A 16,382-nucleotide genomic window follows, 5' to 3' on the forward strand; every position below is an offset into this window, starting at 1 on the left:
ATCGGGAAGGTGAGCGGCCGCGTTCAGCCAGCCCAGGCCTGGCGTAAACGCGCCAGGGCCTGGGCGATCGCGGCAGGCGGCACAGCGGCGAAGCCCAGCACCAGCCCTGCCTGCGCGTCTGTCGGGCCGGTGGAATCGGGCAACCAGTAGCGGCTCAGGGCATTGACCTCGACATCGGCCGCTTCAGCCCTGGCAACCAAGGCCTGCTCGCGCTCGATGCTGTTGACCTTGACCATGAAGTGCAGCCCCGCCGTCATCGCCGGTAAATCGCCAAGGCCGGCCACACCCTGCGGCCAACCGGCCAGCACCGCATCACGGCGACTCGATGCCGCGCGGCGCATGCGCCGGATATGCCGCTGAAAATGCCCGGCCGCCATGAACTCGGCCATCACCACCTGGGTGCTGATTTCCGAATGCCGCACATCCACCGCGCGGCGCTGGGCGAAGGCCTGCACCAGGCCTGCGGGCAGCACCAGGTAACCCAGGCGCAGGGCCGGAAACGCCACCTTGCCGAACGTGCCCACGTACAGCACGCGCCCGCTGCGATCCAGCGCAGCCAAGGGCGCCAACGGTGCGCCGCTGTAGCGGTACTCGCCGTCGTAATCGTCCTCGACGATCCAGCCATCGCTGCGTTCGGCCCACGCCAGCAGCTCCAGGCGCCGGGCCAGGCTCATCACCACCCCGGTCGGGTACTGGTGGGACGGCGTGACATACGCCAGGCGGCAACCGTCCAGCCTCGACAGCGCCGCACAATCGATGCCCTCGGCATTCACCGCCACGCCATGCAAGTGTGCCCCCGCAATCGCGAAGGCATGCCCGGCGGCGCGATAGCCTGGATTTTCAACAGCCACGCCATCGCCCGGCTCCACCAGCAGCTGTGCACAAAGGCTGATGGCCTGCTGCGCGCCACTGGTGATCACAATTTGCTCAGCGCCACACTGCAAACCCCGCGAACTGCGCAGGTAGGCGGCGATCAACCCGCGCAGGCGCCAGTCGCCGGCCGGGTCGCCGTAACACAGGTGTTGCAGGTCGGGTCGGCGCCAGAATGCCGCGTTCAGCTTGGCCCACACCTCAAACGGGAACAGATCGAACGCCGGTATGCCCACCCGAAACGCGCGTGGCGGGCCGCCGGGGGGACGGGGCAAATGGTGCCGGTCCAGGCGTTCCAGCGCCGAACTGTGGATAACTTTTTGGCTGGAAATATCGGCTGAACGGCGAGAATTTGTGGATAACCCTGGGGATAAGCCTGTTGATAAGCCTGTGGATGGTTTTGTGGATAATTTTGCGACGCGGGCCGGGGTGTGCGGCAACTGCGCAACGTAAGTGCCATCACCTACCCGAGCCTCGATAAACCCCTCGGCATACAGCTGGTCATAGGCGCGCACTACGCTGTTGCGGGATATCGCCAGGGCAGCAGCCAAATCGCGGCTGGCGGGCAGCCGCGTGCCGCTGACTAGGCGCCCGTCCAGTACACGCTGACGCAACGCCTGGTACAACTGACGTGTCAGCCCCTGGCGCCGATCCAGCTCAATGCCGGCGGGGTTGAAAGACAGCGGCGGCTCTATCGGCAACATGGCAATTGGACCTATGAAATTGACCCGAGATGGCTCTTACATCGAACCATTAGCCTGCCTAGGATGAACGCATTCGCCAAGGAAAAAATCATGTATACACCCAACGCCTTCGCCCTTGATGACTTGCCCGAACTGCACCAACTGATCCAGCACACTCGCCTGGCGCAGGTGGTGACCTTTGGGGAGCATGGCTTGCAAGCCAGCCACCTGCCGCTGCTGCTCAACCCCAACGAAGGCCCCAGCGGCACGCTCTACGGGCACCTGGCCAAGGCCAATCGGCAATGGCAGGACTTGCAGAACGGCAGCGACGCCCTGGTGATCTTCGCCGGCGCCGAGGCCTATATCAGCCCGGCGTTCTACCCGGCCAAGGCCGAGCACGGCAAAGTGGTACCGACCTGGAATTACCTGGCGGTGCACGCCTACGGCAAGGCCGATGTGTTCACCGACGCCGAGCGCCTGCTGGGCCTGGTCAGCGCGCTCACCGATCGCCATGAAAGCGCTCGCGACCAGCCCTGGAAAGTCAGCGACGCGCCGGCCGGCTACATTGACAGCATGCTCAAGGCCATCGTCGGCTTCGCGCTGCCCATCGATCGCCTGATCGGCAAACGCAAACTCAGCCAAAACCGCAGCGCGGCTGACATCGCCGGCGTGCGCAACGGCCTGGCCACCAGTGTCGATGTACGTGACCAGACCCTCGCCCGCTTTATGCCCCAAGGAGTTCCAGAATGAGCCCGCTCGAGATTCGCCAGGTCAGCGCCGCCGACCACACCGCCTGGTTACCGCTGTGGCAGGCGTATTTGACGTTCTACAACACGCAATTGCCGGACGCAGTCAGCCAAAGTACCTGGCAACGCCTGGTCGACGCCGACGAGCCGACCCATTCGGCGCTGGCCTGGCAGGACGGCAAGGCGGTGGGCATGGTCAACTTCATCTACCATCGCTCCAACTGGAGCATCGAGAACTCCTGCTACCTGCAGGACCTGCTCGTGGACTCGGCCCAACGCGGCACCGGCGTCGGTCGCAAACTGATCGAGTTCGTCTATGCCACGGCCAAGGCAGATGGCTGCGGCAAAGTGCATTGGCTGACCCACGAGACCAACGCCACGGCGATCCAGCTCTATGAGCGCATCGCTGAACGCCCAGGTTTAATTCAATTTCGCAAAGCCCTTTAAGGAGCGCAACATGCCCACCTCCCTCGCTGACTGGAAAGGCGTTCCGGCGCCCACGGCTCAACTGCTCGAAGGACGTTTTGTCCGCCTGGTCAAACTCGACCCCGCGCGCCACGCCGATCAACTGTGGCAAGCCCTCGAAGGCCCCGGCGCCGACCCCAAGTTGTGGGACTATCTGCCTTACGGCCCGTTTGCCGAGCGCGCCGCGTTCGATGTGTGGTTGAACAACCACGCGGCCAGCACCGACCCGTATTTCTTCAGTGTGGTCGACCGCGCCAACGATGAGGTGCAGGGCATCCTGAGTTTGATGTCTATCGTCCCGTCCCAGGGCCGTATCGAAATCGGCCATGTCACCTTCGGCGCCCCGATGCAGCGCTCGCCGAAAAGCACCGAGGCGGTGTATCTGCTGGCCAAGTATGCGTTCGAGCAGGGCTACCGTCGCCTGGAATGGAAATGCAACAACGGCAACGCCCGCTCCCGATACGCAGCCGAGCGCCTGGGTTTCAGTTTCGAAGGGGTATTCCGCCAGCACATGGTGGTCAAGGGCCAGAACCGCGATACGGCATGGTTTTCTATACTGGATTCGGAATGGCCGGCGATTGACGCGGGGTTCGAACAGTGGCTGTCGGAGGCTAACCAGACCAGCTCCGGGCAGCTGAAAACACTGGCCGAGTGCAGAAATTGAAACGAGGGGCTTGCCCCAATGCCCGCCTCGCTCCTACAAAAAAGCCTTAACTGTTGGGGGTAAAGTGCTTGGCCAGCACCGCAATATGCTCCGGCCCGATCCCACAGCAACCGCCAAGATGGCTGGCCCCGCGCGCCTGCCAATCGGCCGCCCAGTGCAGATAGCCGGGTGGGTCGAGGTCATCGCGCAGCGGGTCGAGGCCATCGTTGGCCGTGGCCTCCTTGGGTTGCGGCGGGAACGCGTTGGCATAGGCGCCAAGCTGGATCGCCACGCCAAGGCGCTCGAAGCTCTGGCGGGCAGCGTCAATCGCCGCGCCGATCACTTCCGGCTGGCTGCAGTTGAACAGCAGCACCTCCACGCCCAACTGCGCTGCCGCTTCGGCGGCGTCCGCCACCGGTTCGCCTGAGCGCAGGCGTGGCACGTCGTCCGTGTCTTCGTCCTTCAAGGTAAATGACAGCCAGAGCGGTTTACCGTCTTTCGGCAGCCCGGCCTGGATCGCCCGCGCCTCGACGATGGAACTCTGGGTTTCCGCCAGCCACAGATCGACATGGGGCGCCAGGCCGTTGACCAGAGGCGTCAGCAGCTCGTTCACCCGCCCAGGCTCGAACAAATCCGGCCGATAAGAACCGAACAGCGGCGGCAATGAACCCGCCACCCGCACCGCCTGGCCTGAAGCCTGCACCGCACGGCGGGCCAATTCACCAGCGAGGGCCGCCAGCGCCTGACCTTCGGCGGCGAATCGCGCCTCACCAATATGAAAGGGCACAACGGCGTAGCTGTTGCTGGTGATCACGTTGGCGCCGCTCTGGATATACGCCGCGTGCACCGCCTCAACCGCCTGAGGCGCTTCGCTCAACGCCAGCGCCGACCACTCCGGCTGCCTGAACGGCGCGCCACGGCGCTGCAGCTCACGGCCCATACCGCCATCGAGAATTACTGTAGGTTGTGCGCTCATATAGCTTTTACTCATATGCTTATGAAAATAACTCACTATGAGAGTCGTTCTTATAACTATTTAATACGCACCAACCGGTTCATAACAACTCTTTTTTCTTCGGGTGTCTGCTTTGAAACTTAAACCGCTATTGGCCCTGGGCCTGACAATGCTCGCTGCCGCCACTCAGGCCTTCGGCGGTACGACCCTGGATCGGATTGAGCAAAAGAAAGAACTGGTGGGCGTGCTGATGGAGAGCTATCCGCCGTTTTCGTTTCTCAATGAGCAGAACCAGCTCGACGGCTTTGACGTCGACGTGGCCAAGGCCGTGGCACAAAAACTGGGCGTGAAGCTTCGCCTGGAAACCCCGTCCTGGGACGTGATCGCCGCCGGCCGCTGGAGCGGGCGCTACGACATCTGCATCTGCTCCATGACCCCGAGCAAGGCGCGCGCCGAAGTGTTCGATTTCCCGGTGGAGTACTACGCCTCGCCTGCGGTGATCGTGGTCAATGCCAAGGATGACCGCATCCACGGCGCCAAGGACCTGAGCGGCAAGAAAGTCGGCCTGACCAGCGCATCGAGCTACGAGAGCTATCTGAACAAGAACCTGGTGATCGAAGGCGCCGAAGACACGCAACTGCAGTATCCGTTCGAGGACGTGCAGATCGCGCCGTACGACACCGATAACGTGGCCTTCCAAGACCTCGGCTTGGGCGCTGGCGTGCGCCTGGACGCGATCCTCACCAACCTGGTGACCGCCCAACCACGCTTGACCGCCGACAAGCGCTTCAAGCTGGCCGGCGAGCCGCTCTACTCGGAGCCCAACTCGGTCGCCATCGAAAAAGGCGACCCGCAGTGGGACAGCAAAGTGCGTGAGGTCTTCGCCCAGCTCAAGCAGGACGGCACCTTGAGCAAGCTGTCGCAAAAATGGATCGGCGCCGACATCAGCCAATGACCGCATTCCCGACCCCGCCCCAACCCCCGGTAACCACGTCGCGGCTGCGGCGGCTGTTCGGCTTTCGCACGCGGCTGTACCTGACCTGGGCCGCGCTGTTTTGCCTGTTTGCCAGTTTCTTCCTGAGCTTTGACCTGAAGTTCTCGATCATCCTCGACAAGCTGCCCAACCTGGTTGGCGTGCACTTGGCGCCCAACGGCTTCCTGCAAGGCGCGGCGCTGACGCTGTTTCTGTGCCTGTGTTCGATCGTGGCGTCGTCGGTGCTGGGTTTCGTCACTGCGCTGGGACGCGTGTCGAAAAGCGCCCTGGCCTTCGGCGTTGCCACGTTCTATGCATCGTTTTTTCGCGGTACGCCGCTGCTGATCCAGATCCTGCTGATCTACCTCGGCCTGCCGCAACTGGGCTTGGTTCCGGGCGCGATCGTCGCCGGGATCATCGCGCTGTCGCTGAACTACGGCGCCTACCTGAGCGAAATCTTCCGCGCCGGCATCCTCGGCGTGCCCCATGGCCAACGGGAAGCGGCACTGGCCCTGGGCATGCGCGACAGCGCGATCTTCTGGCACGTTACGCTGCCCCAGGCCATGCGCACCATCGTCCCGCCGGCCACCAACCAGTTCATCTCGATGCTCAAGGATTCGTCGCTGATCTCAGTGATGGGCGTGTGGGAAGTGATGTTCCTCGCACAATCCTATGGGCGCTCAAGCTATCGCTATATCGAGATGCTCACCACGGCGGCGATCATCTACTGGGTGATGTCCCTGGGGCTGGAGCTGATCCAGGCGCGCATGGAGCGGCACTATGGCAAAGGGTACGTAAGGCGAGGATGACGGGCAGCAAAGCAACTACCGTGATCCGCCCTATCGCTCATTGTTTTTAATCGCACCAGACGAGAGACATCTCCCGCAAACGATCGGCTCGCAGGCCGACATTTATCCCCCCGGCACCCCGCTAAATTCCCAGCCTCATACATTAAGAGGTGGGTTTACATGCCGCTCATACACAAACAACTCGCACTGGCCATCACCCTGGCGTTCGCAGCGATCAGCACTCAACAGGCGCAGGCACGCGGCGACATCGAGCCAGACAGTGAATGGCTTGAGCCGGCTCCGGTGAACGGTGGAAAACAATATTTCGAACCGGCCCTCCCGGCGCCTGAAGACTTCTACTTCGCCAACACGGCTACCAGCCGCAACGGCTTGAGCGTCGCCCATGTGTTGGACTCCGCAGTGGAGACACTGCTGGCGTCGGACGAACTGCACGAATGGGAAAAAGACCATCTTGAGCAATACGGCCAGTACCTCAGCACTTTGGAGCCAGGCAGGCTAGGTGCCGTGCTTGAGCAATTGGCAGGCAGCCAGAACGCCAACTTGGGCACCGCCACCCAAAACAGCATGAAACAATTGAACGACAGCCTGTTGTCGGCAATACGTCTGCTGGACAACAACACCAGCGAGACGGGACGCGTGTGGTTCCAAGGCTTGGGCAATAGCGGCAGGCTCGATGCCCAACACGGCAGTGCCGGTCTGAAGCAACGCAGCCAAGGCCTGCTGCTGGGTGCTGACTGGTCAATCGATCACGCATGGCGGCTGGGCGTGGTGGCCGGCAAGTCCGGCAGCGAACTGAACGCCACGCGTTTCAAGGGTGATCTGGACAGCTGGCACCTGGGCGCTTACGCCGTGCGTCAAGACGGACCACTGGCGTTGCGCCTGGGCGCGCTTTACAGCAGCCATACCGGAAAAAACAAACGTACGGTCGATTTCGACCTCATTGACCATCGCCAGAACCTCACCGGCAAGTACAACGCCCAGAGCCAAAACGTATTCGCAGAGGCGGGCTATCAACTGGATATCGGCGGCTTGCACGCCGAGCCCTTTGCCAACGCAGGTTTTCAACGTTATCAGCGCGACCGCTTCCAGGAAAAAGGCGGCTATAGCGCTTTGGACGTGGGTGCACAAACCCAGCAAAACTTCAGTAGCACCTTCGGTCTGCGCCTGAGCCACGACGTTGCAATAGGCAACCAGATGACCCTCAAACCGCACCTGAGCACCCAATGGAAACACCTGTATGGCGACGTCAACAGTCGCGTTCGCCAGTCATTTTCCTGGAATAAACGAGAGGACTTCAACAGCGAGTTCACCATCGGCGGCACTGCTCTGGACCGCAACAGCCTGGCGCTGCGTACCGGTATGGACATGGCACTGTCGGCTGAACACACCGTGGGCCTGGCCTACACCGCCGAATTCGGCAGCACGAGTCGCAACCAGGGATTGATGGGGCAGTGGGCGATGGCGTTCTAAGGCGCCAATGCCTGATCAGCAGGCAAAAAAAAGGGGGCACATGCCCCCCGAGGTTTAAGCGGTAGTGTCGAAGGCTAGGTATCAGCCTTCGATTTCAATCAGGATTTCGCCAGGGTTCACGCGGTCGCCCTTGGCCACATGCACGGCGGTGACTTTACCGGCGATGGAGGCCTGCACTTCGGTTTCCATCTTCATCGCCTCGGTGATCAGCACCGCCTGGCCGGCCTTGACCACGTCGCCTTCCTTGACCAGCACGTCGACGATATTGCCTGGCATCGCGGTGCTGACATGGCCTGGCTCGGTGGCATGCTTGCGCTTGCTGCCGCCACTGCTGACGAACTCGTTGAGCGGTTCGAACACCACTTCTTCGGGCATGCCGTCGATGGACAGGTAGAAGTGGCGCTTGCCTTCGGCTTTCACCCCGACACCGGTGATGTCCACACGGTAGCTTTCACCGTGCACATCGATGACAAACTCGGTCGGCACGCCTTCGCCACCGGCACGGGCCACGCCGCCGGCTTCTGGGATCGGCAGCAGCACTTCCGGCGCCAGCGTGCCGGCGTCGCGCTCTTCGAGGAACTTGCGGCCGATGTCGGGGAACATGGCGTAGGTCAGCACGTCTTCTTCGGACTTGGCCAGCGCACCGATTTCACCGCGCAGCTTGGTCATTTCCGGCTTGAGCAAATCAGCCGGGCGTACGTCGATCACCTCCTCGCTGCCGATGGCCTGGCGGCGCAGCTTTTCGTTCACAGTGCCCGGCGCCTTGCCGTAGCCGCCTTGCAGGTAGAGCTTCACTTCGTTGGTGATGGTCTTGTAACGCTCACCGGCCAGCACGTTGAAGAACGCCTGGGTGCCGACGATCTGCGAGGTTGGGGTGACCAGCGGCGGGAAGCCAAGGTCTTCACGCACGCGGGGGATTTCGGCGAGCACCTCGCTCATGCGGTTCAGCGCGCCCTGCTCTTTCAACTGGTTGGCCAGGTTGGAAATCATCCCACCGGGCACCTGGTTGACTTGCACGCGGGTGTCGACAGCGGTGAACTCGCTTTCGAACTGGTGGTATTTCTTGCGCACGGCATAGAAGTACAGGCCGATTTCCTGCAGCAGTTCCAGGTCCAGGCCGGTGTCGAATTCGCTGCCCTTGAGGGCGGCGACCATCGACTCAGTGCCCGGGTGGCTGGTGCCCCAGGCGAAGCTGGAGATGGCGGTGTCGATGTGGTCGGCGCCGTTTTCGATGGCCTTGAGTTGGCACATCGCAGCCAGGCCCGCGGTGTCGTGGGAGTGGATAAAGATCGGCAGGTTCTGCTCGGCTTTCAGCGCCTTGACCAGCTCGCCGGTGGCGTAGGGCGTCAGCAGGCCGGCCATGTCCTTGATCGCGATGGAGTCGCAGCCCATGGATTCGAGCTGCTTGGCCTGGGCCACGAACGCCTCGACGGTGTGCACCGGGCTGGTGGTGTAGGCGATGGTGCCCTGGGCGTGCTTGCCGGCGGCTTTGACCGCTTCGATGGCCACGCGCAGGTTACGCACGTCGTTCATCGCATCGAAGATGCGGAACACATCGATGCCATTAACGGCGGCTTTGGCAACGAACGCGCGGACCACGTCATCGCTGTAGTGGCGGTAGCCCAGCAGGTTCTGGCCGCGCAACAGCATTTGCAGGCGCGTGTTGGGCAATGCGGCGCGCAGTTGGCGCAGGCGCTCCCACGGGTCTTCTTTGAGGAAGCGCACGCAGGCGTCGAAGGTCGCACCGCCCCAGACTTCCAGGGACCAGTAGCCGACTTTGTCGAGCTTGTCGCAGATCGGCAGCATGTCGTCAGTGCGCATGCGGGTCGCCAGCAACGATTGGTGGGCGTCGCGCAGGATGGTGTCGGTTACGAAGATTTTCTTAGACATTGGAATGTTCCTCACAGGCCTGCGTGGGCGGCGATGGCGGCGGCGATGGCCAGGGCCAGCTCTTCGGGTTTGCGCTTGATCGAGTAGTTGGTCAGCTCAGGGTGGCTTTCCACAAAGCTTGTATTGAACTGACCGCTGCGGAATTCCGGGTTGCGCAGGATTTCCTGGTAGTAGGCGGCGGTGGTCTTCACGCCTTGCAGGCGCATGTCATCCAGGGCACGCAGGCCGCGGTCCATGGCTTCTTCCCAGGTCAACGCCCACACCACCAGTTTCAGGCACATGGAGTCATAGAACGGCGGGATGGTGTAGCCGGTGTAGATCGCCGTGTCGGTACGCACGCCGGGGCCGCCGGGGGCGTAGTAACGGGTGATCTTGCCGAAGCTTGGCAGGAAGTTGTTTTTCGGGTCTTCGGCGTTGATACGAAACTGCAACGCGAAGCCACGGTGCTGGATGTCTTCCTGCTTGACCGACAGCGGCAGGCCCGAGGCGATGCGGATCTGCTCGCGGACGATGTCGATCCCGGTGATTTCTTCGGTGATGGTGTGTTCCACCTGCACCCGGGTGTTCATCTCCATGAAGTACACCTCGCCCTCGGCGAGCAGGAACTCCACGGTGCCGGCGTTCTCGTAGCCCACGGCCTTGGCCGCACGCACCGACAGATCGCCGATATAGGCGCGCTGTTCAGGGGTGAGCTGGGGGCTGGGAGCGATTTCGATGAGTTTCTGGTTGCGGCGCTGGATCGAGCAGTCGCGCTCGAACAGGTGCACGACGTTGCCAAAGCTGTCACCGAGGATCTGCGCTTCGATGTGCTTGGGATTGACGATGCATTTTTCCAGGAACACTTCCGCCGAACCGAAGGCCTTGGTGGCTTCGGAAATCACCCGGGGAAAGGCTTGTTCGAGTTCTTCGCGGCTGTTGCAACGACGGATACCGCGCCCGCCACCACCGGACGTGGCCTTGAGCATCACCGGGTAACCGATACGGTCGCCTTCGGTAAGGGCTTCATGGATGTCGGCGACGTTGCCTTCGGTGCCCGGCGTGACCGGCACACCGGCCTTGATCATGCTGCGGCGCGCTTCGGTCTTGTCGCCCATACGGCGAATCACTTCCGCCGACGGGCCGATGAACTTGATTCCGCGTTCGGCGCAGATGTCTGCCAATTCGGCATTTTCCGACAAGAAGCCGTAGCCAGGGTGCAGCGCATCGCAACCGGTTTCCACAGCCAGGTTCACCAGCTTGCGCGGGTTCAGGTAGCCGGCCAAGGGCTCGGCACCGATGCTGTGGGCTTCGTCGGCACGCTTGACGTGCAACGCGTGGCGGTCGGCGTCCGAATAAACCGCGACCGAGCGAATGCCCATCTCGGCGCAGGCACGCACGATTCGTACGGCAATTTCACCACGGTTGGCGATCAGGATCTTTTTTATCACTTGGAAATTCCCTTGAGCCGATTGCTGCGTTCATCGACCCGTTGTAGGCGGGTCGGCGCGTGACCAAATGTTTCATGACAGTCGCGAGACACACACTATGCGCACTTGAGGATTAACAAAAATCAATAATTGTTGGGCTGTGTATAAGTAAAGACTTATAGTTGGCCGGACGACCCGGGCGTGAGGAGTTAATTAATGCGTAAGTCATTGATGCGTATGACATTGCGTCAGTTGCAGATTTTCAATGAAGTGTGCGATCTGCGTTCCTACAGCCGTGCGGCCGAGGAAATGTCCCTCACCCAACCTGCCGTCAGCCTGCAAATTCGCCAGCTCGAAGAGCTGCTCGGCCAGCCGTTGTTCGATTACGTCGGCAAAAAGCTCTACATGACCGAGGCCGCCGAAGCCTTGCAAAAAGCCAGCCGGGATATTTTCGGGCGCCTGGAAAACCTCGACATGCAGCTGTCGGACATGCAGGGCTCGCTGCAGGGCCAGCTCAAATTGGCGATCGAATCCAGTGCGAAATACTTCGTGCCGCACCTGTTTGCCGCTTTCAAGCGCCAGCACCCGGAGGTGCAGCTGCACCTGACGGTGGTCAACCGCGCCCAGGTGATTCGCCGGCTTTCCGACAACCGCGACGATCTGGTGATCATGTCCATGGTGCCCCAGGACATGGGGCTGGAATTTCTGCCGTTCCTCAACAACCCGATCGTCGCCGTGGCGCCACCGGATCATCCGCTGAGCCTGCAAGGGCCGCTGCGCCTGCAAGACTTGGAACCTTACACGCTGGTACTGCGCGAACCGGGTTCCGGCACGCGACTGGCCTGTGAGGAATACTTCAAGGAGAAACGCGTGCACTTCACCCAGACCGTGGAAGTGGCCTCGGCGGAGGCGCAGCGTGAATGCGTATGCGCCGGGCTGGGCGTGGCGCTGTTGACGCGCCATGCGGTCAACCTGGAAGTAGCCACCGGCGGGCTCAAGGAGCTGCCGGTGGAGGAACTGCCGCTGTACCGCAGCTGGTGCCTGGTGCAAGCCAAAGCCAAACGCTTGTCACCGGTGGCCCATGCGTTCCTGGGCTTTATCCGCAGTGAACGGGTGCAGATCAGCGCGCTGGCTGAGCGTTTCGCTGGGCAGCCAAGGGTGCCTGCCAATGGAGTTCAGGGTAGTCACTAATGCTCTGCAGCAGTTGGCGCTGGTCGCAGCGGTCTTCGATTGCGCGACGGAACGCCATGCGGCGCTGGTCTTCCTGCTGACGACGGGTCTTGACGGTGCTGTTGCTGTCTTCGTAGGGCCGGGCCATTTCAAGTCTCCCAATGCGAGTACGGGGAGTACAGGATGGGCGCGGGGGATGACGGGGCTATGACAGCCTGATGAAGATTCTGAGGATGCGGCGATTCGAAATGTGGGAGGGGGCTTGCCCCCGATGGCGCAGTGTCAGTCACCAGATTTATTGACTGGCCTATAGCTATCGGGGGCAAGCCCCCTCCCACATTGGAGCTGTGTGCAGGCTTAGTCGTCGAGGGCTTTGACCGACTTGGGCGACAACCGCAAGCTGCGCAAACTGCGCTTCACGCTCTTGAGGTGGTTGACCAGGCTCGGCCCGCGGGCCATGGCCACGCCCATTGCCAACACGTCGATCACCACCAGGTGGGCAATGCGTGAGGTCAGCGGCGTGTAGATCTCGGTGTCTTCGTGTACGTCGATCGCCAGGTTCACCGTGGACAATTCCGCCAACGGCGTCTGGCTCGGGCATAGGGTGATCAGCGAAGCGCCGCTTTCACGCACCAGGTTGGCGGTGATGAGCAGGTCTTTGGAGCGCCCGGACTGGGAAATACAGATAGCCACGTCGGTGGGCTTCAAGGTCACCGCCGACATTGCCTGCATGTGCGGATCGCTGTAGGCCGCCGCCGTGAGCAGCAGGCGGAAAAATTTGTGCTGGGCGTCGGCCGCTACCGCGCCGGAAGCACCAAAGCCATAGAACTCCACGCGCTGGGCCTGAGACATCGCGGTCACGGCCTTTTGCAGCTCCACCGGGTCGAGCTTCTCGCGCACTTCCATCAGGGTGTGCAAGGTGGTGTCGAAGATTTTCAGGCTGTAATCGGCGACCGAGTCGTCTTCATGGATCGCAAATTGGCCGAAGCTCGCGCCCGCGGCCAGGCTTTGCGCCAGCTTGAGTTTCAAGTCCTGGAACCCGGAGCAACCAATGGCGCGGCAGAAGCGCACGATGGTCGGCTCACTGATACCCACGCTGTGGGCCAGGTCGGCCATGGAACTGTGCATCACAGCCGCAGGGTCAAGCAGCACGTGATCGGCAACCTTGAGTTCCGATTTGCGTAACAGGTGGCGCGACTGGGCGATATGTTGCAACAGGTTCAAAGGGCAGGACTCTTGTTATTGGCAGACGCCAGGGATGTAGCAAGCTTGTAGTTATACTACAAGAATTGCCGTTTTGCCCGCCTGATGCAGCACTAAATCGCCCCGCTCCCCTCTGAAACTAAGGGCAGAGGCTTTGTAGCCACAGGGACGCCACTCGAGCCGTTAAGAAAAATCTGGATTTTTTCGTAACAAATCTGCCAGCCCCTCAGCGTCCATCGGCCGGCTGATCAGATAACCCTGCACCTCGTCGCACTGCTCGCTTCGCAGAAAATCCAGTTGCTGCTGGTCCTCCACGCCTTCGGCCACCACTTTGAGCGACAACCCATGGGCCATGGCAATGATCGCCCGGGTAATGGCCGCATCCTCGCGGCCCTGGCCAAGACCCCGGATAAAGGTCTGGTCGATCTTCACGTAGTCCACCGGAATGCGCTTGAGGTAGCTGAGGGATGAATAGCCGGTGCCGAAATCGTCGATGGCCAGCTTCACGCCCAGGTCACGCAGCTGCCGGAAGGTGGTGATGATGTGCTCGACACTGTCGAGCAGCTGGCTTTCGGTCAATTCCAACTCGAGGTATTGCGGGTCCAGCCCGGTCTCCTCCAGCACCTGGCGCACCAGACTGACCAGCTTGCCCTGGCGCAACTGATGCACCGACAGGTTCACCGACACCCGAATCGGCGCCAGCCCCTGGCGTTGCCACTCACAGGCCTGCCAGCACGCCTGGCGCAACACCAGCTCACCCAACGGCACGATCAGGCCGGTTTCTTCGGCCAGGCCGATGAAGTCTCCCGGCGGTACCAGGCCCCACTGCGGATGTTCCCAGCGCACCAGGGCCTCGACCGCATTAAGCTTGCCGGTGGCCAGGCACAGTTTGGGTTGGTAGAACACCGTGAGCTGGCCCTCGTCGATGGCCTTGCGCAGATGATTTTCCAGTTGCAAGCGCTCCAGGGTGCTGGCTTGCAGGCTGTCGGTGTAGAACTGGAAATTGTTCCCGCCCAAGTGCTTGGCGTGCTGCATCGCCATATTTGATTGGCTGACCAGCGCAGAAATTTCCCGCGCGTTATCCGGCAGCAGGCTGACGCCCATGGAGGCGCTGACCACCAGCTCATGCCCCTCCACCGTCACCGGCACGCGCAGCTTGGCCAGCAGCCGAGTCGCCACTCGCGCCAGGCTCGACAGGTTGCCATAGGCGTCGAACAGCACAGCGAATTCATCACCGGACAGGCGTGCAATGGTGTCGGCTTCCGGCAGTGCGTTGATCAAGCGCCGCGCCATTTTCTGCAACAGTTGGTCGGCCACTTCATGGCCAAGGCTGTCATTGAGCAGCTTGAAACGGTCGAGGTTGATGTGCAGCAGCGCCAGGCTGCGCCCACCCTGACGTACGCGTTGATGCGCTTCGCGCAGCCGTTCGCGAAACAGCGAACGGTTGGCCAGGCCGGTCAACTCGTCGTAATGGGTGAGGTAGCGCATGCGCTCCTCGGACTCGCGCCGCGCGGACAGATCGGCGAAGAAGCCCACTATATGACTGACATTGCCGCGAACATCGCGCACCACGCTCAGCTGCAGCCACTGCGGGTACAGCTCGCCGTTCTTGCGTGTTTCCACCAACTCGCCCTGCCAGGTGCCGTGGCTGAGCAGCGCCTGGCGGATCACCGGGAAGTGACGTCGGGCATCGCGACTGCTGGGCAGCTCCACGACATTGCGACCGAGCATGTCGTCGATGTCAAAACCGGTGACACGGCTGAACGCCTGGTTGACGGCGAGCAGCACATAGTTCGGGTCGAGAATCACGATGCCTTCGCTGGCGGCCTCGAACACCGTCGAGGCGAGCCGTTGCTGTTCTTCCACGGCCTTGCTGGCACTGATGTCACGGCGCGTGCCGAGCATGCGGATCACCCGGCCACTGGGCGAACGCTCTACCGCGCGCCCACGGTCCTCGATCCACACCCAGTGCCCGTCGCCGTGGCGGATCCGGTATTCCACCTGATAGTCCTCGCTGCGGCCCTTGAGATGCTCCACCAATGCGTGCTTGAGCAGCGGCAGGTCGTCTGGGTGCAGGCGCGGCTTGAGATGGCTGAGCATCGCGGTGACAAACTCGGGTTCCAGGCCGAACAGTTCCTTGAGCTGGGTGTGGTGCACCTCATCGGTTTGCAGGTTCCAGTCCCACAGGCCCAGTTCACTGGCCTGCAGCGCCATGGCCAGGCGCGCCTCGCTTTGATTCAGGGCGAGGCTGGCGGCGTCCAGTTCCTGGCTGCGCAGCGCCACACGGTCTTGCAGGCCAACCTGGGCTTCACGCAGTTCCTGTTCGACCTCGCGGCGCTGTTCGACTTCGCGCAGCAGTTCCTGGTTCAACTGCTCGCTGCGCTGCTGCGCCTGCTGCAAATGCTCGATCAGGGCCTGGTTCTGGAAGCGTCGCAGCAGCCCGCGCTGGATCAGGCGGTTGACCTGCCACGCCACCACACTTAATGACGCCAACAGGATCAGACCGAGCACGCCCCAACCCTGTTGCCGCGAGGTGCCGTTCCAGAATAGATAGGCGATGACCGGCAACAGGCAGGGCAAGGCGAAGGACAGAAAGGCCCAAAGGCTGACGGCATAGGCCACGCTGGCCGACAACGTCGCCGCGCCGATCAGGCCGAACACCCAGGCCTGTTGCATGAAGCTGTCGGTCGGTACCAGGGCGATGGCGGCGATCGACAGGGTCAGGCCGCTGACCGCTGAACCGAGCATGAACATGCGGCGCCAGACGGGCTGGGCCTGCCGGCTGGGCATCGCCGAATCAAACGCCGCCACCTGGATGACGCGCATCGCCACCAGGGCCAGCAACCAGACCAGCCAGACGCTGTCGAGCAGGTAGTGCTTGGGGTCCCACAAAAGCCAGGCGCAGACCAAACCGTTGACCAGCATCAACAGGGTCGGCAGCAGCGAGCCCTGATACAGCAGGCGTGTACGCTCGACCGCGATCTCGGTGGCGTAGTGTTTGCGGATAACCTGCGCAGGCGCCGCCGAGGGGCCGAACAGGTCAGTGTCAAAGGTCATAGGCAGTGTTCTTATAATGGTGAGCCCGAAACGTCGTCGGAG

General features: G+C 62.0%; 14 protein-coding genes. 7 read left to right on the forward strand and 7 right to left on the reverse strand.

Features of this window, described 5'->3' with window-relative positions:
- Window positions 1-23: 23 nt before the first annotated feature.
- Entirely contained in the window at window positions 24-1,574 is a 1,551-nt protein-coding gene (locus tag C4J91_RS27100) for a PLP-dependent aminotransferase family protein (protein WP_124365026.1), read from the reverse strand.
- A gap of 90 nt (window positions 1,575-1,664) precedes the next feature.
- On the opposite strand from C4J91_RS27100, the gene C4J91_RS27105 reads away from it, so the two are divergent.
- The 3 genes from C4J91_RS27105 to C4J91_RS27115 are packed head-to-tail and all read left to right on the forward strand — an operon-like array spanning window position 1,665 to window position 3,428.
- Window positions 1,665-2,303, forward strand: a complete 639-nt coding sequence (locus C4J91_RS27105) for an FMN-binding negative transcriptional regulator (RefSeq protein WP_124365027.1) — start codon at window positions 1,665-1,667, stop codon at window positions 2,301-2,303.
- The gene (locus tag C4J91_RS27110) at window positions 2,300-2,746 is read left to right on the forward strand and encodes a GNAT family N-acetyltransferase (protein ID WP_124365028.1); all 447 of its coding nucleotides are present in this window, start codon (window positions 2,300-2,302) and stop codon (window positions 2,744-2,746) included. The genes C4J91_RS27105 and C4J91_RS27110 overlap by 4 nt, the downstream gene beginning before the upstream one ends.
- A 10-nt stretch (window positions 2,747-2,756) precedes the next feature.
- Entirely contained in the window at window positions 2,757-3,428 is a 672-nt protein-coding gene (locus C4J91_RS27115) for a GNAT family N-acetyltransferase (RefSeq protein WP_124365029.1), read from the forward strand.
- 46 nt (window positions 3,429-3,474) lie between these two features.
- Here C4J91_RS27115 and C4J91_RS27120 read toward each other — a convergent pair whose 3' ends face one another.
- Window positions 3,475-4,383: a homocysteine S-methyltransferase family protein gene (locus C4J91_RS27120; protein ID WP_124365030.1), complete on the reverse strand. Its 909-nt coding sequence runs from the start codon at window positions 4,381-4,383 to the stop codon at window positions 3,475-3,477.
- Window positions 4,384-4,495: 112 nt separating this feature from the next.
- Between C4J91_RS27120 and C4J91_RS27125 the strand changes: the two genes are divergently transcribed.
- The 3 genes from C4J91_RS27125 to C4J91_RS27135 all read left to right on the forward strand — a co-directional run bounded on the left by C4J91_RS27125 (window position 4,496) and on the right by C4J91_RS27135 (window position 7,614).
- The gene (locus C4J91_RS27125) at window positions 4,496-5,317 is read left to right on the forward strand and encodes an ABC transporter substrate-binding protein (RefSeq protein WP_124365031.1); all 822 of its coding nucleotides are present in this window, start codon (window positions 4,496-4,498) and stop codon (window positions 5,315-5,317) included.
- Entirely contained in the window at window positions 5,314-6,144 is an 831-nt protein-coding gene (locus C4J91_RS27130) for an amino acid ABC transporter permease (RefSeq protein WP_124365032.1), read from the forward strand. The genes C4J91_RS27125 and C4J91_RS27130 overlap by 4 nt, the downstream gene beginning before the upstream one ends.
- A gap of 159 nt (window positions 6,145-6,303) precedes the next feature.
- Window positions 6,304-7,614: an autotransporter domain-containing protein gene (locus C4J91_RS27135; RefSeq protein WP_124365033.1), complete on the forward strand. Its 1,311-nt coding sequence runs from the start codon at window positions 6,304-6,306 to the stop codon at window positions 7,612-7,614.
- Between the two features lie 81 nt (window positions 7,615-7,695).
- Here the strand turns inward: C4J91_RS27135 and oadA are convergent, their stop codons facing one another.
- Entirely contained in the window at window positions 7,696-9,504 is a 1,809-nt protein-coding gene (oadA, locus tag C4J91_RS27140) for a sodium-extruding oxaloacetate decarboxylase subunit alpha (RefSeq protein ID WP_124365034.1), read from the reverse strand.
- Window positions 9,505-9,515: 11 nt separating this feature from the next.
- Window positions 9,516-10,931, reverse strand: coding sequence for an acetyl-CoA carboxylase biotin carboxylase subunit (locus C4J91_RS27145; RefSeq protein ID WP_003195732.1), 1,416 nt, complete (start codon window positions 10,929-10,931; stop codon window positions 9,516-9,518).
- Window positions 10,932-11,126: 195 nt separating this feature from the next.
- Here C4J91_RS27145 and C4J91_RS27150 point away from each other — a divergent pair, with 195 nt between their 5' ends.
- The gene (locus C4J91_RS27150; protein ID WP_124365035.1) at window positions 11,127-12,101 is read left to right on the forward strand and encodes a LysR family transcriptional regulator; all 975 of its coding nucleotides are present in this window, start codon (window positions 11,127-11,129) and stop codon (window positions 12,099-12,101) included.
- Here the strand turns inward: C4J91_RS27150 and C4J91_RS27945 are convergent.
- From C4J91_RS27945 to C4J91_RS27165, 3 genes are all read right to left on the reverse strand, one after another.
- Window positions 12,031-12,228 carry a PA3496 family putative envelope integrity protein gene (locus C4J91_RS27945; protein ID WP_124365036.1) on the reverse strand — a complete coding sequence of 66 codons (198 nt, stop codon included), beginning with the start codon at window positions 12,226-12,228 and terminating at the stop codon, window positions 12,031-12,033. The genes C4J91_RS27150 and C4J91_RS27945 overlap by 71 nt on opposite strands.
- A 209-nt stretch (window positions 12,229-12,437) precedes the next feature.
- Window positions 12,438-13,304: a transcriptional regulator HexR gene (gene hexR / locus C4J91_RS27160; protein WP_003177007.1), complete on the reverse strand. Its 867-nt coding sequence runs from the start codon at window positions 13,302-13,304 to the stop codon at window positions 12,438-12,440.
- A gap of 162 nt (window positions 13,305-13,466) precedes the next feature.
- Window positions 13,467-16,340: an EAL domain-containing protein gene (locus tag C4J91_RS27165; protein WP_124365037.1), complete on the reverse strand. Its 2,874-nt coding sequence runs from the start codon at window positions 16,338-16,340 to the stop codon at window positions 13,467-13,469.
- Window positions 16,341-16,382: the final 42 nt, after the last annotated feature.

The organism is Pseudomonas sp. R3-52-08 (assembly GCF_003851745.1).
In the GTDB taxonomy this organism is placed as follows: Bacteria; Pseudomonadota; Gammaproteobacteria; order Pseudomonadales; family Pseudomonadaceae; genus Aquipseudomonas.